This is a genomic window from Psychroserpens burtonensis DSM 12212 (assembly GCF_000425305.1).
GTDB classification, from domain to species: Bacteria; Bacteroidota; Bacteroidia; order Flavobacteriales; family Flavobacteriaceae; genus Psychroserpens; species Psychroserpens burtonensis.
Map to the genome: position 1 here is coordinate 31,530 of NZ_AUDE01000028.1, position 19,962 is coordinate 51,491.

Consider the following 19,962-nt stretch of genomic DNA (forward strand, 5'->3'; position numbering starts at 1 on the left):
TATAATTTTTAGTTTGACAACTATCTTTTAGAAGATTCGATGGTCTTAGAACAGCTCCTTTCAGAAAGCAAAAAACTTTATCTTGAAATCTCTAAAATATCAAATTTCATAATACCATTTGGCACTTGAACTTCTGCAACTTCACCAACAGACTTTCCTAAAAGCCCTTTTCCGATAGGAGAATTAACAGATAATTTATTAGATGCTAAATCGGCTTCACCATCTGCAACCAAAGTATATATCATTTCCATACCATTGGTTTGATTTTTGATTTTCACTGTAGACAATACTAAAGCTTTTGATGTGTCCATTTGAGACTCATCAATCACACGCGCACCTGCCAAAGTATCTTCTAGCTTAGCTATTTTCATTTCTAGCATACCCTGAGCTTCCTTAGCGGCATCGTATTCTGCATTTTCACTTAAATCACCTTTATCTCTAGCCTCAGCAATAGCTTGAGAAGCACTTGGACGCTCTATATCTTTTAATCTTTTAAGTTCGTCTCTTAATTTTTTCAATCCTTCTGGAGTATAATAAGATGCTTTACTCATAATTCATTCGTTTAATGTTAAACAACATCAGTGACAGCTACACCCAAAATATCCTGAAACGAGTTCGGGACTAATGAAAAAATCCCGCTGTCACGAGATTCAATACAAATATACGAAATATTTAATTCAACTCTAAGCCAAATTATGCGTAAGAACGTCTATCACAGTTAAAAACTTCTTTCAAAATATATCATTTTCCTACTTGTTAGAATTTAACCATGACTGTGTCGCACTTAAAATTATAAAAACTTCTCTTTAATTACAATTTTCACTCTCATATCGGCGTTCTATTATAGAATTTAGATTTAAAATATTGTAAATTGCGACCCAAAATAGGCAATCAGAATATTAGAGATGTCATTGACCATCTAAAACATGTATTTATGAAAAAAATAGCATTCATTTTTTCTCTTTTTCTTCTAATAAGTTGCGGAGACGACGATAGAATTAATAATTGTAATTTTTTAGTTGACGTTGGTGTTAATGCTAGTATCAATCTTAACCTGCCAGAATATAGCCAACTAATGTTCACTAGTAATATCGTTTATATTGCCAATCAAGGTAATGCAGGTATTTATGTGACTAATGTTGGTAATAATAATTACAGAGCTTGGGATGCTGCAGATCCTAATCATGTACAACAAAATTGCTCACTTTTACAGCGAGATGGTATAGAAGTAACTTGTAGTTGCGCAGATGAAAATAAATTTAATTTGTTTACAGGACAGTCATTAGGGACACAATTACCTTGCGGACTTAAAGAGTATCGTGTCACTGTTTCGGGTAATACTATTGTGGTTAGTAATTAGGTTTACTACGGAAATGTAACTTATAAAAAAACTCCCAAGTTTATGATTTGGGAGTTTTTGTATTTTATTCAATCCATGAGTCTATAGTTTTATAGAATTTCCAATCTTCTTTATCTCTAACATATAAATTTATTCCTCCTTGCATTGCACCTCTAGTACCATGGGAAAATGCTATGATGCAATAGTTTTTATTAGAGGTAAATCTAGGAAATGATAAACTTATTATAGTTTTAGAGTCATTTTGAAAAGACATATTCTCATTTTCAATTTTAGTATTTGTTATTAATTTAATTTTATCATTAAAACTTAATTTAGAAACATCAATGTCATCTTGATTTTCTCTTTTTTTCAAATACTCAATCTCATTATTATTAAAAATTATATTAAAAAGAGAATCTCCTAATTTATTTTTAAACGCAGAATTCTTAAAATTATCTGTATCAATTTGATTTATATAATAGTTTAAATAATTATTCCTTTCAAAATTTAACTCAGCTTCTTTTTCATATAAAGAAAAACTACGCTTAACCTGAGTTTCAATAATTATAGAGCTATCGTTTGAAACGTTTTGTTTACCTGAACTGCAAGCATAGCAAATTATAAAAAGAATATATAATTTAATTACATGGAGCTGTTTCATTTGGAGTATAACCTTTAGGATTAAATTCATTTCGAAAAATTATTAATAATATGTTTGCACCAAATATTTGATTAAAACACTTACCCCATAAATTACTATCAAAAAAGCAAATCTTTTCATTATTTTTTTATAGTTTCTATTTTTAGCATTTAGTATTGATAACCAAATAAACAAACCTAATGTTACTAAAATTAAAAATAAAGCAGCCCAACCTAGATAGCTTGGAGTATAAACAGCCATCAACAAACTTGATGGCAAACTATACAATACAGCAGAGATAATTAAAAAAATAGTAAAATAAGTTTCTAGTTTTTTTATTGAAATTTTCATCATATTAAATTATTCATTACACCCTAGGTCACTAATTGGTTTTTCGCCATTTAGCACCTGTTGAAATTCATCCCAATCTGCTCTATTTTTAGTGGGTTCAACAACAGAAGCTGTTCCTCCATTATTATTTACAAATTCCTTTTTCTTATCTTTATCACTATAAATATCTAAAAGCTTTTGTACACTCGCTGCGTCGTCAAAACGTATAGCAAAAGTCTTGCCATCTGCAATTACAATATGTGTAATATCAATAGTCGGTACACTCTGCGAGAAACTATTTTCTACATGATTTACAATTTCTCCCATTTTAGTAATATCTGGTTCAGAAAACATAGCGTAGTAACCATCTTCACTTGGAGGATGAGTATGTGCAATAACTACTGTATAAGGATCTACTGGGATATTAATATGAGCCTCACCATTATTATACTCTAAGTTTACGACTGTAACAACAGAATCTTTCAAAATCATTAAAAGTTCCTTAAAAAGCTCCCAAGTCTAAAGACTTGGGAGCTTTGTTTTGCTTTAAAAAAATAAACTAATCACAATATAATAAAGAACACTGAGAATTGATAAGACATATATAATCAAAAACAAGATATTTATTTTTTTATAAACATTATATAATTCCTTGTCACCTCTTACAACATAACCAATCTCAATTATAGAAATAATAATTAACAACCAAAAATAAAAAATATATAAAAAATACCAACCTGTGTAACCTACATTAAAAAACATCAAGAAGTTGAAAATTAAGAAACAAAACATGTTAATTAATCTTATCACATAAAACCATATAGGATAATCAGGTCGTGTTTTCTTTTGCATAAAAATGTTTAATTAATTATTATAATGCACTAAAACCATTTTCAGAAAGTATACTGTTAACTGTATTTATAAATTGGACATCAATAAAATTTTGAGATTTTTGAGCTAAAACTTGTCTAAAATTCATTTTAGTGATTGGAACTTTAGGACTATCACTATGCGTGTTAAGTAATGCTTGCAACTCTGAATCTGAGTAAAAATCAGGAATTATATCTACAATTTGTGTTTTAAAACCACCATAATCAATATTATTTTTAATTTCCTCCCAAAGGGTTGAAGGAACATCTGTTCTAATTAAAGCTTTTCTGTCCAAGAACTTATTTAGCATTTTTGGTAAATTAGTTTTAACTTCCAATTTATCATAAACTTGATCTTCTAAAGATATTTGAGTAGTTGCAATAAGATTATTATCGTTGTAATTATTACAAGTACTTTCAATTGTGTCAATTAATAAATTGAAGCTTAAAAATATAGTTATTGAGAATAAATATTTCATTTTTATTATTTTTAATTATTATTTTAGTTTTCATCTTGACAATCATCCTCATCAAAAGGATGTCTTGTGCCATAAGTCTTATTACTATCAAATTCTTCGACATCGCCACCTTGATTTCGAACAAAAGACATAGTGTTATTCATTAGGTTTTTCCATGTAGGGTGTCCTGCTTGGGTAAACAAGACTTCATAGTCAAAACTCATGGCATTAAAACCATAATCAATTACACCACCTAATCTATCTGCAGCTCGGACATAAAATGAATATCCTCCACTTCCATTTGGCTCAAGACCAAATTGTCTTAAACCCGCAACAAAATGCCCTTGATGATCATAACTAGTAACTGTAGCAAAAATCCAATACATTTCTTCTACGTTATATTCCACACAATAAACAGTAGAGGTATCTAATATTGTATCGAAATCCATTGCAGCTCCTTCAGGATTATCGGAATCCCACAGAACTCCGTCATCATCTGAATAAGGTTCCAAATTCACATCTGAGATATACGCCATATCACCACCAACTACCATATTTGCAAAATTCATCCTAATCTCATCAAAAAGTTGAAAAGGAGTATACCCATCTGGTAGTTGGTTTATTTTTATAGAAAATTTATCTTGATTGACATCACCCCAACCATCATTAATAGTTTCTAAAGTAAATGAGTCAACCATTTGAGATGATTGAACTGCACTATTTGGTTGTTGCCTAGATTCAAGAGTTGATAAAATCTCTGAAGAAACCTGATAATTCAGAAGATCTCTGTTAGCACAAGGATCTGTAAGGTCAATTTGACATTCACAGTTTTCATCTAGAAATTCTCCAGATCGACAATTAAAACCTGACAAACAATCGTTATCCTCTTCTATTTCAATCAAAACACCCACATCACCATCACAAGGAGAAGTTCCTCCTTCAATAATTCTAGCTGCAGAACTCCAAGTTTGACCTGTACACGTATTGGTTACAACTAAAGGGTTTCCATTACAGCAGTCATTTCCAGTGATTGCATGTCCATCATTTGGACCAGTTGGACATCCACATGCACCATAACTCCAATCCATGCCACATGGTTCATCAGGATTATCAATGTATCCACCACCTCCACCACTAGAGTCTGAGCTACCGGTATCTGAGGAGTTGTTGTTATTTGGATCACTGGTTTGATTACTTCCACCTCCTCCAGAAGTAGAATTACTACTATCATCTGTATCATCTTCCTCTTCTTCTACAACTTCGTCTTCTGGACATGGATCTATTTCTCCATCAAAATCAACTAAATCACCATCATTCAATACAAAGTTGCCAATTATAATGCCTTCCATATCATAAAAAGTCATTCCTCCAGTAAATCTACTCATATCTATTGCTCCAGATGATAAACGTGGTACAGAAATATTAGGATCAAATATATACTGGATAAAATATTCAATAATATCTCCACTCATATCTACAACAACTAGATTTATAACACTATTTGAATTAGTTGGATCAGTTACTTTAAACGTATATTTTGTATTACGTTCGTTGTAAACTTGCACTATTTTGTTAGTTTGCACAATGCCTAAAGGTGTTTCTCTACTATACGCATTAACATTTGAGTTTGACAACTTAATACCACGTTTAGAAATATTGACCTTAAAGGTATTATTGGTTTTTGTTTTGACAAAGTCTAAAATATGAGAAGGGATATCTTTAGAAGTAATATTAAAAGCTTTGAGGCTTTCAATTTGTACGTCTTCTTCTTCAGGAATTGGAGTGTCGTCTTTTTGACAGCTAATAGTAAAGAGTAAGAGTCCTAAAATAAATAGACAGGTTTAAAATAATTTTTCATAAATGCTTAAATAGTTTAAGTTAATATTTGATGTGTTGCTATTAATCAAATACCTTTATTATGAGGGAAATTATTAATTATAAGGGATTATGAAAGTAGAACTTCAAAACTCTAAAAACTGTTAAAACGAATGTTAAAATTTGGTTTGAAAACAACTAAAAATTACGGTTTTTCCGTACTCTGCAAGTATAGTATAGGCTGAAAGCATGAATTTATTTTACTATTTTCATTAAAAAACTCCCAACTTTGATAATTTGGGAGTCTTGTTTTCTTCAACAAATTCAATCAGAGATTCCTGCCTGCGCAGGAATATTAAAACTTCAAAGTCACACCCAACAAAAAGTTAGACGTCGCTTGCGGATAAAAACCTGCGAAATATCCAGTTGTTGTTCCTGTTGCACTCGAACTATCCTCAAAATCAAACGATCCGAAATAACCGTTAGACACAAATTCTTCATTTAAAATATTATTAAATAATCCAGAAAATACGACTGTTTCAAAAACAGATTTTGGTTTCCATTCATACGTAATACTGATATCATTAATAAAATAACTTGCTAATTTAGAATCTGAGTTTTCAGTATTTCCCATAAATTGCTCACCTACGAATTTGCTCAATAAAGAGATTTGAAAACCTTTTTTTGCTTGAAAAACGAAGGCATTGGCTGCTACTAATTCTGGAGAAAACGAGATATCTGTTTGTCCTAAATTTAAAAGTTCTCCGTTTACAGATTCAAAGGTCTCTATATTCTTATTAGAACTAATCGTAACGTTGGGTTGTAAAGAAAATTTATCTGTTAGTGCAATAGCTGCATCTACTTCTAATCCTAAACGGTAACTATCGCCATTATTTGATCTAATAGGATCTCCCGTAGAATCAATTTGACCAGTCAAAACCAATTGTTCATTGTATAACATGTAATAACCATTCACATTCAACCTGAACTTTTTAGTGTTATGTCTCCAACCTAATTCAAAATCATTAAGCTGCTCTGGTTTAACATCTGGATTGTTTTCAAAATCACTTCTATTTGGCTCTCTATTCGCTCTTGCATAAGAGAAATACAAATTATTATCTGTATTTACGGTATACGTGATTCCTGCTTTTGGATTAAAGAAATTAAACGTTTCATCCACATTAAAAGGCACTCTATCTGAGGTCAAACCAGACGTTTTATAATCTACGGTTCTAAACTGTAAATCCCCATATAAGCTTACTTTATCATTAAGACGATACGTCGCTTTTGTAAAGAAACTCAAGTCTGTTTTTTTACCATTACCTTCATAATAACGATCTCTAATCTCGCTATCGCTTGCAAACTCAGACCAGATGATCTCCCCAAAGTGATCACCATCATAGACACTGTAAGACCCACCAAAGATCATGTCAACCTCATTATTTTTATAATTAGCACTCGCATTAAGTACATAAAAATCATTGTCTAACCAACGACGTCTAATTAAATCGGTAGTATTAACAGTTTCTCCTCCAATAGTGATTGGTGTTAAATCATAATCTTCAAAATCTTCATCTTCTTTGTATTGTTCAAAGTAACCTCTTCCATAGGTATAATTTAAACCAATGTTGGTAGACCATTTATTGTTGTAACGTTGGTTCCAGTGTAATTGATAATGATCTTGATTGTAATTATCAACCTCATTGTCATAAAAACGTGTATTCCCGTCGGCGTCTGTATACTGACCTGATGGATTAAAAGTACGGTCTTCATCCAACTGATCTGCATCGATACCTTTCCAAGCTTGGTATGTAACTTCTTGTCCGCCAAAAGTTATGGCTTTTATTAATGTATTATCATCAATATAAGACCCTTGTAAAAAGTAAGATTTCAAATCGGTTCTTGCTCTATCAATATAACCATCTGAGGAAATATTTGATAAACGACCAGCGATTTCAATATGGTCATTTAGCAATCCTGTACTAAATTTGATAGTGTGTTTTCTAGTATTAAAACTACCAAAGGAATTAGAAATTTCACCATTAGATTCTTTAGAAACTGCATCTGTTAACACATTGATACTGGCTCCAAAAGCAGCAGCACCATTGGTTGACGTTCCAACACCTCGTTGCAATTGTAAACTCTCAACAGACGATGCAAAATCACCTAAATTAACCCAAAATGTTCCTAACGATTCGGCATCATTATAGGGAATCCCGTTGATGGTTACATTTGTAGATTGTGCATTAATACCACGAACTCTAATTCCGCTATAACCTACTCCTGCTCCAGCATCTGTAGTAGTTACAACCGAAGGTAAGAAGTTTAATAGGACAGGAATATCTTGTCCCAAATTACGTTTTGCCAATTGTTCTTTAGTCACATTTGTGTGCGTGATTGGAGATGTGGCTTCTACCCTAACGGCTTTAACTAAGACTTCGTCTAGCTTTTCTGTTTTAGTAGAATCCTGTTTTGTTTGATTGTCTTGTGCAAAAGCACTGGACGTTAGCACTAAAAGTGCTAAAAAAAGAAAATAGTTTTTCATTACGACTATAAATTTATAATCGAATAAAAAGAGGTCATTATTCTTTATTGTTAATAATTAGTAAAATTTTGAGCATTAATATTTTAATGAATACAAAAAGGCTACAAGCATTTTTTGCACTCACTAAAAATGTCCTCAGGACATTTTATTAACGTTCGCTTCCTAAACAGCATTATCTGTTCTAGGTTCAATGGGTATGATCTCAGCCGATAATAGGCACCCCTTTTTTGAGAACAGTGCAAATGTAAAATAGATTTATCACTTGTACATCAAGAATTACTATTTTTTTTCAATCTATCTCTGGAGGCTTACGCTTTGATTTCTTTTCTGAAGTTTTACGCTTATTGGTTAATCGTTTTCTAACCACTGCTCGTGGAATTTTAGTTAGAATGCGATTTTTTTCTTCGATTAAATTCTCTCTAATCAAATCTAAAAAACGGTTGATAATTATGGCTTTATTTTTATGCTGACTCCTACTCTCTCCACATTGTAAGATTAAGACATCTTCTTTTGTAAGTCTTGTTCTCAGACTAGTTTTGATGAGTTCCTTTTGATCAACCGATAAGAATTGTGAGTGCTCTACGTCAAAAGTCAATTCTACTTTAGATGACGTTTTATTGACATGTTGACCGCCTGCTCCAGAACTTCTAATAAATTTAAAGCTCAACTCTCTTAATATGGCTTTCTCATCAAACATGTTATTTAATTTGATGTGGTGCTTTTAATAAATCGTTGACCGTTTTTACAGGATTAAAAGTAATCAAGGGCACCTCCACAAAAATCGTATTCCAGTTTGCCATACTACCATTCCATAATCCAGGAAGTTCCAATGCTTTAAGATCTTTTCCTGTCTTTGTTTTCATAGTAATAAAGGCCGCTTTATAATCTATAAATTTTTTAAGATCATACTTTTCTCCTTTATGATTTTTGATACCACAAACTAAATCTACAGGGTTAAAATGCGTCGCATCTTTAAGAATATTTTTTTGACGTCTACTCTTTTTATTAATTTGGGCAGATTCTACTATTTGTATAGAGATACTTCCGCTTTCATCCTTAATCCAAAATGGTCCGCCACCAGGTTCTCCTTCGTTTTTTACCATTCCACAGACACGAATGGGACGGTTTAACTTTTCAGCTAAATATTCAATTTGATATTTTAAAGAGTATTTTTCAAACTCAGAACTTATTTTGACGGTCATCCTGTTCATTAAAAACTCACCAATCTCAATAAGTTTTTCTTCGGAAGGTTTGCCTGTCTCAAGCAAATGAAGATAACTGAATGCTCGTTCTTGAACTTCTAATAAAATCCCAGCTAATACTTTTTTGTACTTAGCAACTTCCTCTTTGTATTTATAAGTAACAACATTATCAATATTTTTGATAAAAATAATATCCGCATCCAAGTCGTTAAGGTTTTCTATCAATGCACCATGACCAGATGGTCTAAAGTGCAAAGAACCATCATCTTCTTTAAATGGTTTGTTTTTAGGCGTTACGGCAATAGTATCTGTAGATTCTTTTTGATAAGAGAATGAGATATCAAATGTAGAACCCGATTTTTCTTCAACATTTTTTTCAATTCTACGAAACTCCTCATCAAACTTATGGTTGTGTTTTTGCGAAATTGTAAAATGTAATTTAACCGGTTCCTCAATAGAAGAATACAAAGCAGATTCATACAAATGCTCTTCAAAAGCGGTAGAAACCATTTGGTTTTTATACTTATGAAAAGGCAATAATCCTTTTGGTGAATTTCCGAAATCTAATTTATCGCTATCAAGCATCATTTCCACAAACTTTAACTCCTGCTCATTGATAGGCATACTTTCAAAATCTGTAAAAGTTTTCTTTAAACTATCCAAAACAATGTGATAAAACGGAAACTTCTCTAACCCGATAAAAAACAGAGACAAGTCTTTGTTCTTTGTTTTATTAATATAGGAGTTTATACTACCTTTTTCAATATTGTAGTCATCCAAAAAGGTGAATAAAAATTTAAACATTCTCGTTGCGGCACCAGATGCTGGAACAAATTTTAAGATGGATATCTTATTCTTTTTGTCATCAAATTTTGAGATATAATTATCAAGTTGATTCTTTGGTAATCTTACGATTCCATTATCTATTGTAGCTTCAGAGACTAAATTAGCAAAAGGAAGCCCGTTTTCAAAAAGTTTGATTTGTTGTTCAACACCTTTTAAGGTTAATCCTTTATTTTCTATTTGTCGTATGTCTTTTTCAGAAAAATTCAATGTACTTATTTTAATAGGTTTTCAATCTGGGTCTTGCAAATATTTAATCGCTCTTTAAAACTTCCTTTTACCAAAGCATAGGGCTTATTAGAATCTATCAACGCCTGTTCAAAACGATTAAATAATTGTTCTCTATTATTGGGTTGATCACGAATACCGTCTGCCTCCCAAACCGTGTCAATATAAGTTAAAAAATACAAATCGTAAGTATTTTCATGCGCATATTTTTTTACTAGTTCTGGACAAAATCCACCGTAGTAATGCTCAGAATATACTTTTGTTTCTAGTAAGTCTGTATCGCAAATTAGAAGTTTATTAGCGTTTTTGAGTTGCTTATTTTCTGCAGCTATTTGCCCGATAGCTATTGGTAATACATCCTCTTTAGATAACTGGAGATTATTTTGTGCTTTAGCTTCGGCATAAAAGCGAGCATATTCTTCTACATAAACAGTATCATACCAATCTGCCAATGCTTTGGCTAAAGTTGACTTTCCTGTAGATTCTGGGCCATATAAAACAACTTTTATACAGTTTGGGTTAGCGTCTGTGATTTGTTTAAGTTTTTCTTCCATGCTAAATAGCCAAAAATGGCAATAAATGTAAATCCTAAATATTGAAAGCTCGTAAAAGTAAATCCTTTATAGAAATATAATGGAACAGAAATCATATCGCCAATAATCCAAAAAAGCCAATTTTCTAATTTTCGGCGAGCCATTAACCACATGCCAACAAAAAATACAGCTGTCGTAATCGTATCTACATACGCCACCCAACTCGTCCATTTGTCACATATTTGATAAACTGCATAAACAAAAAACAAGGTTGCAATAAAAATACATATGCTTATTTGCTTTTCTTTTAGAGTCATTCTAGAAATTGGAGTCACATGAGAATCGTCTACTTTTCTAGTCCAAATGTACCAACCGTAAATACTCATTATAAAGTAGTAAGCATTGATCATCATATCACCAAGTAATTCCCATTTCACAAGTAAATAGACAAATATTGCTGTACTAATCATACCTGTTGGAAATACCCAAATTTTATTTTGCTTAGAAAACCAAACTGAAAGGAATCCAAAAATTACTGCTGTTATTTCTAGGACAATATCTGTTGCTGTATAGTCGTCGTATTGACCAAAAAAGAACTCAAAAATGTGGCTCATAGTCGTAACGATCAGATTTAACTATTTTCATGTGTAACAAACCGCGTTCTATCAACTCAAAAGCCTCTTTAATTTCTATGGTCAAGGTTTTCATCACCTCGTCGTAGTCTCCATAAACCTGAGTGCTTAAAGGATTTTCAAGCACTTTTAAATTAGACGCTCGCAATTTCTTTATAAATTGAATTATTGCAGGTTCATAATCGTCATGCAATGGTGTTAATGTTAGTTCTACTGATATGTTCATTATTTTTTTTTTAATTCGTCAAAAAAAGCTTCATCATCTTCAAAAGCTGTCCCTATAACAACAAGGTCAGCACCAAAATCGTATGCATTTTTCAATTGTTGCTTGGTTCTAATTCCGCCTCCAACAATCAAAGGTATACTAAGCGCTTGCTTTACAAAACTAATGATTTCTGTTGGTACGGGTTGTAAAGCGCCACTTCCTGCTTCGAGATAAATAAGTTGCATTCCTAATAGTTCACCTGCTATCGCTGTATCTACTATTTCTTGAACATTGTCTCTCGCTAAAGGTTTCGTTTGTGTCACTTTTTCTACGGAAGTTTGTTTTCCGTTTTCAATCAATAAGTACCCTGTTGGAATCACTTCTAAATTAGAGTCTCTTAATTTTGAAACTGCTCTTACATGTTTCCCAATAAGATACTCAGGGTTATCACCAGAAATTAATGACAAAAATAATAGGGCATCTGCATGATTAGTAATTTGTGAAACATCACCAGGAAATAAAACGACAGGTAATTTAGTATGTGTGTTTATTGTAGCGACTAAAATAGCTGTAGTAGTATCATCAACAGTACTTCCACCAACAAAAATATGCGTCGCTATAGATTGATTCACTTTCTCAATAAAACCAAAAACCTTTTCAATAGGCATTTTATCTGGGTCTATTAAAACTGCTAGTCCTTTCTTTTCTTCGGAAATTGAACGTAATATGTTTTTATAAATTGCTTTCATTTAGGTGATTACAAAAGCACAAGAGAATCCTTCAAATTCTAAAAAATGCGTATTATATCTATATTTTTTGTCTTGATAATCTATCCAAGCAACCGTTTCACCATCTTTTAACATAAACGGAATCACTAAAAAGTGCTCTCGAAACAACATGCCTGGAGTAGCAAACAATTTATAAAGTGATTCTTTAATTCCCCAAATAACAGTCAGCTTTTTAATATAATCTACATCAGTTTCAAATAGATAATTAAACTCATAGTGAACGAATTTTCTTGCGATAATAGCAATTTTATGACGTTGCTTTTCTATGTCGATGCCAACTTCCGAAGTACTAATAATAACTCCCGAAAAGGTAAAAGAATGGGTAATAGAAATATGCTTTCCATCTTTTAAATGTGGTTTGCCACGGTCATCATAATATAAATCTTGATCTGTATATCCAAAATCTCTGAGTATATGTCGAACGCTAAGAAACCCACGTTGATGTAACTCACTTTTCATTCCTAGCACACGTTCTAAGCTGTTTTCTTTCAAATCTAAAGGCGCCATCAAATCGTCAAAAGACTCTGTAATCTTCCAGATTTTAACAGTAGTTTGTGAGTTTGGTTGGATAGTTTTGTAAAGTGGCATTTAATTATCTGAAACTTAATGATTATCTTTGCATCGCCTAAGGGGAATTGATTTTTTTAGACAAGCGAATTTAACCAATTTTAAACTCTAAAGCCAAAGGCAAACCATTTTAAAAATTAAGAAAGAAAAAATAAACACATGAATAAAACAACGACTTACGTGCCCAACAAAGTAAAAGATATGTCTCTTGCTGCTTGGGGAAGAAAAGAAATTGAATTGGCTGAAGCTGAAATGCCAGGACTAATGAGTCTTCGTGAAGAGTACAAAAATGAGCAACCATTAAAAGGTGCTCGTATTGCTGGATGTCTTCACATGACGATTCAAACCGCTGTTTTAATAGAAACATTACAAGCTTTAGGTGCAGATGTAACTTGGAGTTCTTGTAACATTTTCTCTACACAAGATCAAGCTGCTGCTGCAATCGCAGAAGCTGGAACTGCAGTGTATGCTTGGAAAGATATGACAGAAGAAGAATTTGATTGGTGTATAGAACAAACCTTATTCTTTGGAGAAGATCGTCAACCACTAAACATGATTTTAGATGATGGTGGTGATTTAACGAATATGGTATTAGATAGATACCCAGAATTAGCTCCGGGAATTAAAGGACTTTCTGAAGAAACAACAACTGGTGTTCATCGTTTATACGAACGTGTAAAAAATGGAACATTAACAATGCCAGCGATCAACGTAAATGATTCTGTAACTAAATCAAAATTTGATAACAAATACGGTTGTAAAGAAAGTGCTGTAGATGCGATTCGTCGTGCAACAGACACTATGCTTGCAGGAAAACGTGTTACTGTTTGTGGTTATGGTGATGTTGGTAAAGGTACTGCTGCCTCTTTCAAAGGTGCTGGTAGTATTGTAACGGTTACTGAAATTGACCCAATTTGTGCCTTACAAGCGGCAATGGACGGTTTTGAAGTTAAAAAATTAGAAACCGTTGTAGGAAATTCTGATATCGTTATCACAACGACAGGAAATAAAGACATCGTTCGTGCTGAGCATTTTGAAGCAATGAAAGACAAAGTTATCGTGGCTAACATTGGTCACTTTGATAACGAAATTCAAGTAGGCTGGTTAAACAAAAACCACGGTCATACTAAAGACACAATTAAGCCTCAAGTAGATAAGTACACGATCGACGGAAAAGATATTATCCTTTTAGCTGAAGGTCGTTTGGTAAACTTAGGTTGCGCAACTGGTCACCCTAGTTTTGTAATGAGTAATTCATTCACTAATCAAACTTTAGCTCAAATTGAGCTCTGGAAAAACAGCGGCAATTACAAAAACGAAGTATACATGTTACCTAAATATTTAGATGAAAAAGTAGCTAAATTACACTTAGAGAAAATTGGTGTCGAGTTAACAGAACTTAAAGATTACCAAGCAGATTATATTGGTGTTAAAGTTGAAGGACCTTATAAGCCTGAGCATTATCGTTATTAATTAAGAACGTCATTACGAGGATTTTGCGACGAAGCAATCTCTTTAATATAAAACTAAATTATTACAAATCCCAAACAGTCTTGTTTGGGATTTTTTTGTGTTTATGTCATTCCGAGGAACTTTTTAGCGATGTGGCAATCTTTTTATAAGATGGCACAATTAAAAATTTGCTTCGCTCATTTTTCGTCAAACCATCCGAATTTTGACATATCAAAATCCACCTTCCTTTAGCTAAAGGAAGGAGCTTATTAGGAGAATCTATTAAATTTATTAGTACATTGACAATCCTAATAATAAGAATTTCATGAGTTTAGAAAAGTTAAATATTGGAATCACCACCTTAGAAGCACATATAGAAAACCATACCGTTTCTAATCCAAAAATATCTAAAAGCAATATTGCTTGGCATATAGATCATAGCCTCAAGGTTATTAATAACGTGATAATTACAGTTCAATCATCAGATCCTAAAACCTACACAAACAATTTTAGTTTAATAGGGAAGCTATTCTTTGCACTCGGTTTCTTTCCTAGAGGAAAAGCAAAAGCTCCAAAATATGTGAAGCCTCCTGAAACTGTTTTAAAAGAAGACTTGGTTTCGCAAATTGAATTAGCTAAAACCAACGTGAAAACAATTGCTGGTTTAAACAAAAACGCATATTTCAAGCATCCTTTATTCGGAAATATTAATACACCAAGAATTTACCGTTTTCTGTTACTTCACACTAATCACCATTTAAAAATTATTAATGATATTGTTGTGAAGTAAAGAGTCTGAAGTTTTCCTTAGGGCAATCAATTAACAGGCACATTCAATCGCTCATTAAATATCCAACTTTTAACCAGATTTTTATTAGTTGATATTTCAGCAAAAACATAAATATTCGAAGAAAAACATGGTGCAATTTCTGCCAATTCAATAATCACCTTATCATCACAATAACTAGAATGTAAAAAATAGAGTTCTTTGTCTATTACTATCACGTAACCAACGTGATTATCTAATCCTACAAAATAAACCCCATTATTATAAACCGAATTCACTTTCTGTTTTAAAGCTTCAAAAGACTGGTTTCTATAGATTTTAAGTTGAGATTTAGGTTGTAACATTCGCGCTTCAATTAATCCAGCTTGTTGCGCCATTTTATATCGATTGAGATTAAAGCCAAAATGTTTTAAAGTCGTTGACACAAAATAACCGCAAGCAATTTCTCCATTATTTGGAATGTCTGTATGACCGTTAAAATCCCATTCCGTTCCGTACCAATGCGGAACGATATCATTCAGCAATTTTGAATATAAATATTGAGATGCACTATCAATCGCTTTTGTTGGATTGCTTTGATATGAACGTTTAAAATACGCTCTATCAGTTTCTATTCCATTTTTAATAGATGTGTAATTGCCTTGAGGTTTAAAATTGATGTTGAGTTTCACAGAATCTAGTGATGGTTCTAATGTAGAAATTTTCAGTTCTTGATTTTCATTAACGTCAATTATGGATTGCTCTATAATTGAACTCCTTTCAGAGTTCATATTGCAAGCAAATAATAGAACAAATAGTATGAGTAGTAATCTTTTGATAATTAGATAGATTATAACACTACAACTCTTTTTTCTTTTAATTATTATCACATTAATGTATTCGTATATTTACATTATGCAACTTACACCAAAACTCACCAACGTAGAAACATCAATTTTCACTGTCATGAGCGTATTGGCAAACAAACACAATGCACTCAATTTATCACAAGGATTCCCTAACTTTAAGAGTGATCAAAAACTTATTGATGCGGTTTCTAAAGCCATGAATTCTGGATATAATCAATATGCTCCTATGGCAGGAAATTTAGAATTACGTCAAGCTATTGCCAAAAAATTTGAGTTGCTATACGACACCTCTTACCATCCTGAAACTGAAATAACAGTCACAGCTGGCGCAACGCAGGCCATTTTCACAATAATTTCAACTTTTATAAAGCTAGGTGACGAAGTCATCATTTTCAAACCTGCTTATGATTGTTATCAACCAGCTATCGAATTAAATGGAGGAAAACCAATTGCAATAGGACTTCAAGCACCAAACTATAAAATAGACTGGATTCTCGTCGAGAAATCGATTAATTATAATACCAAAATGATTATTATTAATACACCTCACAATCCTAGCGGAACTGTGATGAGTAAAGCAGATCTGCTTAAACTACAAGAATTAACAAACCACACAGACATCATCGTATTAAGTGATGAAGTTTACGAGCATATCATATTTGACGGCGAGCAACATCAAAGTGTTTGCCTTTTTCCGCAGTTAAAAGAACGTAGTTTTATCACCGCGTCCTTTGGGAAAACATTTCATAATACAGGCTGGAAAGTCGGTTATTGTTGCGCACCAAAAGAACTAATGGAAGCCTTTAGAAATGTGCACCAATTTAATGTATTCTCTGTACATCATCCAACACAAAAAGGATTAGCAGATTATTTAACTCAACCCAATCATTATCTAGATTTATCTGAATTTTATCAAGAGAAGCGAGATACCTTTTTAAAGCTTATTAAGGATTCAAAATTTAAATTCACACCATCAAAAGGAACGTATTTTCAGGTGTTAGATTTTTCTGAAATTACTTCGGAAAAAGATCTAGATTTCGCAAAACGTCTTACCATTGAAAAGGGGATTGCTTCCATTCCATTATCTGTCTTCAATGATCATCAACATGATGATAAAGTATTGCGTTTTTGTTTTGCAAAAACAACTGAAACGCTCAAAGCTGCAGCAGAAATCTTGAATAAAATTTAACTCTTTTTCTAAGCGTTAAGCATTGAAGAAACTAACGTTATATAGGAATCTGATCTTTTAATTAAAAAAAAATAGTGCAGAAAAATAAGTGCACAAAGACGCTCAGAAAGTCAAAAAAAGCTAGGCATCAATTATGGAATACTGCTTAATCATCAATAGAACTCTACTTCAATTTAAAGAACTAAAACTGAATTAGACTTTTTACAATAATACAAGGCTTAGTTATTCTGAAATTTGTAATTTCATTGAGTAATATCAAATAGATTTTAAAATGATTGGTCATAACTTTGGTATATAATCTATAACTCATGAAAAGCGAACTAAAAGTTGCCTTAATACAATCTAATCTCGTCTGGGAAAACCCGGAGCAAAATAGAATAAACTTCACTAATACCATTAGTGCTATTTTGGAGCCTGTTGATGTAATTATACTTCCTGAACTATTTACCTCTGGATTTACTATGAATCCAAGTCAGGTAGCAGAAACCATGACCGGAGATACCATATCATGGATGCAAAAATTAGCAAACCTTAAAAAATCTGCAATTACGGGAAGTATCGTTATTGAAGAGAATGATCATTATTATAACAGACTGCTATTTATTTTTCCTAGTGGTAAAATCGACTATTACGATAAGAAACATACCTTTACTTTAGCAGGTGAGCACAAGGCTTACCAAGCTGGGTCCAACCTAATAACAGTTAGTTATTTAGGCTGGAAAATTTGCCCTTTGGTTTGCTATGATTTACGTTTTCCTGTTTGGTCTAGAAATACAAACGATTATGATGTGTTGCTTTATGTCGCTAATTGGCCCAAAATTAGAATTGCAGCTTGGGATACCTTACTAAAAGCGCGTGCTATTGAGAACATGACGTATTGCATAGGTGTTAACCGAGTTGGACTAGATGGCAATAAACATGAGTATTCTGGGAATTCTGGCGCTTATGATGTCCTAGGTAAACGCATGGATACAATTCCTACAGGACAAGAAGCCACTGAAATTATAACGCTAAAAAAAGATCATATCTCTAAGTACAGAGAGAAGTTAGGCTTTTTGAAGGATAGGGATTTATTTACTCTAAAATAAATTCAATTACTGGATCCCAATTTGCTCTGGCATCAATAAGTTCTGGATAGTAACTAATACGCTCGGCTTGAAATTGCTCAAGGTAATTTCCTGAATCCCATTTTTGATTTCCGTTAGCATCAAAAATAACCCGTAAATAATAATTTCCTGGCGATAGGTTTCTAAAATCAAATAAGCGATCCACTTTCGCAAACTGCTCATACTTGACCTCTCCTTTTTCAGTCATCAATTGAACAATCACTGGATAGGTCATATTTCTCAATGTTACTCTTATATTAGAGTAATCAGAATAGAGTTTTGTTCTAGCACTATAATTAAGTGTATCATTCACATTTCCGAAGAAATCCTCCAAAGCTCCTGGCAACATTTGTATCGCATACTTTTGAGATTCTTGCTTTTCAAATTGCAAACTATAAACATTGTCTAAGGAATCATAAGTGGTCTCAAAAGACACATCTAGAGAATCTTTATCTAAAATTTTAATCTGTTTCTCATTCAATTTCACAAAAGGAATTGTACCAGATATTTTTAGATCATCACTAAAACCCAATGTTCCAGAAGACAACATTTTTACGGTCAAGGTGTCTTTATCAATAGTTCTAAATCGATGTTTAAGCGTATCTATAAAGGTCTTATTTCTTACAATAAATTGAGTAGAATCCAATTCAAGTTTTGGTCTATACCAGTAGTACAAGGTATCTGCGCTTTGATCTTTAGTCACTCTTGTGGTAAATCCTTCTGGCTTGTCGCCTAGCAACTCAATTTCCATTGTTTTATAATCCCCTTCAAACCCAAAGGCTATTTTTTGACCAGCAACTTGACGTGCTCTTTTAACATCAAAATTTACCGCTTCTTTAAATAACTTTATGGTATAATTTTCATCGGTTGGCACAGTAATGAAACCTTCATAAAATCCTATTTTATCTTTGTCTTGCTGAAATGTGAAGTTCCCATTATCGTCTTTTAAAGCCACTAATTTATAGGTTCCAGGTTTAATATTATCAATACTAAATGTTGTGAGGCTATCTAGTGTATTGGTTATGTATTTTGGCTTTTTCTTATACACAACAGAGTCTGTGAACGTAGAGTCTTTCTCATATAACATAACAGAGACAAATGTTTCTGGCGATCTGTTTTCTGCATCTAAAATTCGACCTTTTACGGATAAAGAGTCGATGTAATCTCCTGTAGAAAATACATACCTGAAATAATCATAAGGGTTTTCTTCATTATTATCTACAATACTTTGCCCAAAATTAAACGCATACGTTGTATTGTCATCTAAAGTATCATTAATGGTTATGGTAATATATTTACTCGCAGTTCCCATAGGAGTAACCGTTGGTTCTGGATCCATTGGTGGAGAAATAATAAGCTGCTTTTGTAGGTCTTTGATTTTAACGTACTCATCAAAATAAATTTTTATCTCCTTGCCTTTAAAGTTAGTTGTCAAATTCTCTGGAGAAGATTTGATTATTAATGGCGCCTCCTCATCTTTAGGACCTCCAGAAGGTGTTCCTCTATTAGCACAACTTATCACTAATGAAATGATTATAAGGATGACTACACTTTGTAAAACGTTTTTGCGCATTCGTGCTTCAAAT

The 19,962-nt window shown here is 32.5% G+C and carries 21 protein-coding genes; 5 read left to right on the forward strand and 16 right to left on the reverse strand.

The window, feature by feature from the left end; translation table 11 throughout:
- Positions 1-77 precede the first annotated feature (77 nt).
- Positions 78-551 (reverse strand): transcription elongation factor GreA, encoded by a 474-nt coding sequence (greA, locus tag H593_RS0112970; protein WP_028872846.1) that lies wholly within the window; start codon positions 549-551, stop codon positions 78-80.
- 383 nt (positions 552-934) lie between these two features.
- On the opposite strand from greA, the gene H593_RS0112975 reads away from it, so the two are divergent.
- Entirely contained in the window at positions 935-1,360 is a 426-nt protein-coding gene (locus tag H593_RS0112975) for a Rieske (2Fe-2S) protein (protein WP_028872847.1), read from the forward strand.
- Between the two features lie 64 nt (positions 1,361-1,424).
- On the opposite strand, the gene H593_RS0112980 is transcribed toward H593_RS0112975, so the two are convergent.
- The 13 genes from H593_RS0112980 to H593_RS0113045 form a co-directional block, all read right to left on the reverse strand.
- On the reverse strand, positions 1,425-2,030 hold the full coding sequence (locus H593_RS0112980; protein WP_157588853.1) for a hypothetical protein: 606 nt from the start codon (positions 2,028-2,030) through the stop codon (positions 1,425-1,427).
- Positions 2,031-2,042: 12 nt separating this feature from the next.
- A complete protein-coding gene (locus H593_RS0112985) occupies positions 2,043-2,333 on the reverse strand; it encodes a hypothetical protein (protein ID WP_037052372.1) in 291 nt (96 codons plus the stop codon).
- 6 nt (positions 2,334-2,339) lie between these two features.
- Entirely contained in the window at positions 2,340-2,801 is a 462-nt protein-coding gene (locus H593_RS0112990; RefSeq protein ID WP_028872850.1) for a hypothetical protein, read from the reverse strand.
- A gap of 379 nt (positions 2,802-3,180) precedes the next feature.
- Entirely contained in the window at positions 3,181-3,657 is a 477-nt protein-coding gene (locus H593_RS0113000; RefSeq protein WP_028872852.1) for a hypothetical protein, read from the reverse strand.
- A gap of 23 nt (positions 3,658-3,680) precedes the next feature.
- Positions 3,681-5,270, reverse strand: coding sequence for a hypothetical protein (locus H593_RS0113005; protein WP_028872853.1), 1,590 nt, complete (start codon positions 5,268-5,270; stop codon positions 3,681-3,683).
- A 536-nt stretch (positions 5,271-5,806) separates the two neighbouring features.
- A complete protein-coding gene (locus tag H593_RS0113010; RefSeq protein WP_028872854.1) occupies positions 5,807-7,996 on the reverse strand; it encodes a TonB-dependent receptor in 2,190 nt (729 codons plus the stop codon).
- Positions 7,997-8,285: 289 nt separating this feature from the next.
- Positions 8,286-8,693, reverse strand: coding sequence for an alternative ribosome rescue aminoacyl-tRNA hydrolase ArfB (gene arfB, locus H593_RS0113015; RefSeq protein WP_028872855.1), 408 nt, complete (start codon positions 8,691-8,693; stop codon positions 8,286-8,288).
- Position 8,694: 1 nt separating this feature from the next.
- Positions 8,695-10,251 carry a DUF4301 family protein gene (locus tag H593_RS0113020; protein ID WP_028872856.1) on the reverse strand — a complete coding sequence of 519 codons (1,557 nt, stop codon included), beginning with the start codon at positions 10,249-10,251 and terminating at the stop codon, positions 8,695-8,697.
- 5 nt (positions 10,252-10,256) lie between these two features.
- A complete protein-coding gene (locus H593_RS0113025) occupies positions 10,257-10,823 on the reverse strand; it encodes an AAA family ATPase (protein ID WP_028872857.1) in 567 nt (188 codons plus the stop codon).
- Positions 10,775-11,416: a nicotinamide riboside transporter PnuC gene (gene pnuC, locus H593_RS0113030; RefSeq protein WP_028872858.1), complete on the reverse strand. Its 642-nt coding sequence runs from the start codon at positions 11,414-11,416 to the stop codon at positions 10,775-10,777. The genes H593_RS0113025 and pnuC overlap by 49 nt, the downstream gene beginning before the upstream one ends.
- Positions 11,400-11,660 (reverse strand): thiamine-binding protein, encoded by a 261-nt coding sequence (locus H593_RS0113035; protein ID WP_028872859.1) that lies wholly within the window; start codon positions 11,658-11,660, stop codon positions 11,400-11,402. The genes pnuC and H593_RS0113035 overlap by 17 nt, the downstream gene beginning before the upstream one ends.
- Positions 11,660-12,388 (reverse strand): phosphoglycerol geranylgeranyltransferase, encoded by a 729-nt coding sequence (locus H593_RS0113040; RefSeq protein WP_028872860.1) that lies wholly within the window; start codon positions 12,386-12,388, stop codon positions 11,660-11,662. Before H593_RS0113040 ends, H593_RS0113035 begins: the two co-directional genes overlap by 1 nt.
- The gene (locus tag H593_RS0113045) at positions 12,389-13,015 is read right to left on the reverse strand and encodes a 4'-phosphopantetheinyl transferase family protein (protein WP_028872861.1); all 627 of its coding nucleotides are present in this window, start codon (positions 13,013-13,015) and stop codon (positions 12,389-12,391) included.
- Between the two features lie 138 nt (positions 13,016-13,153).
- On the opposite strand from H593_RS0113045, the gene ahcY reads away from it, so the two are divergent.
- Entirely contained in the window at positions 13,154-14,467 is a 1,314-nt protein-coding gene (gene ahcY, locus H593_RS0113050) for an adenosylhomocysteinase (protein WP_028872862.1), read from the forward strand.
- 304 nt (positions 14,468-14,771) lie between these two features.
- Complete coding sequence (locus H593_RS0113055; RefSeq protein WP_028872863.1) at positions 14,772-15,236, forward strand: DUF1569 domain-containing protein; 465 nt, start codon at positions 14,772-14,774, stop codon at positions 15,234-15,236.
- A 26-nt stretch (positions 15,237-15,262) separates the two neighbouring features.
- Here H593_RS0113055 and H593_RS19225 read toward each other — a convergent pair whose 3' ends face one another.
- Positions 15,263-16,003: a hypothetical protein gene (locus H593_RS19225; protein WP_051229732.1), complete on the reverse strand. Its 741-nt coding sequence runs from the start codon at positions 16,001-16,003 to the stop codon at positions 15,263-15,265.
- Positions 16,004-16,127: 124 nt separating this feature from the next.
- Between H593_RS19225 and H593_RS0113065 the strand changes: the two genes are divergently transcribed.
- Together H593_RS0113065 and H593_RS0113070 are read left to right on the forward strand one after the other, a co-directional pair.
- Positions 16,128-17,270: a methionine aminotransferase gene (locus H593_RS0113065; protein ID WP_028872864.1), complete on the forward strand. Its 1,143-nt coding sequence runs from the start codon at positions 16,128-16,130 to the stop codon at positions 17,268-17,270.
- Positions 17,271-17,578: 308 nt separating this feature from the next.
- Complete coding sequence (locus tag H593_RS0113070) at positions 17,579-18,358, forward strand: amidohydrolase (RefSeq protein ID WP_028872865.1); 780 nt, start codon at positions 17,579-17,581, stop codon at positions 18,356-18,358.
- Here H593_RS0113070 and H593_RS0113075 read toward each other — a convergent pair.
- Positions 18,345-19,949, reverse strand: a complete 1,605-nt coding sequence (locus tag H593_RS0113075; protein WP_028872866.1) for an Ig-like domain-containing domain — start codon at positions 19,947-19,949, stop codon at positions 18,345-18,347. The genes H593_RS0113070 and H593_RS0113075 overlap by 14 nt on opposite strands.
- Positions 19,950-19,962: the final 13 nt, after the last annotated feature.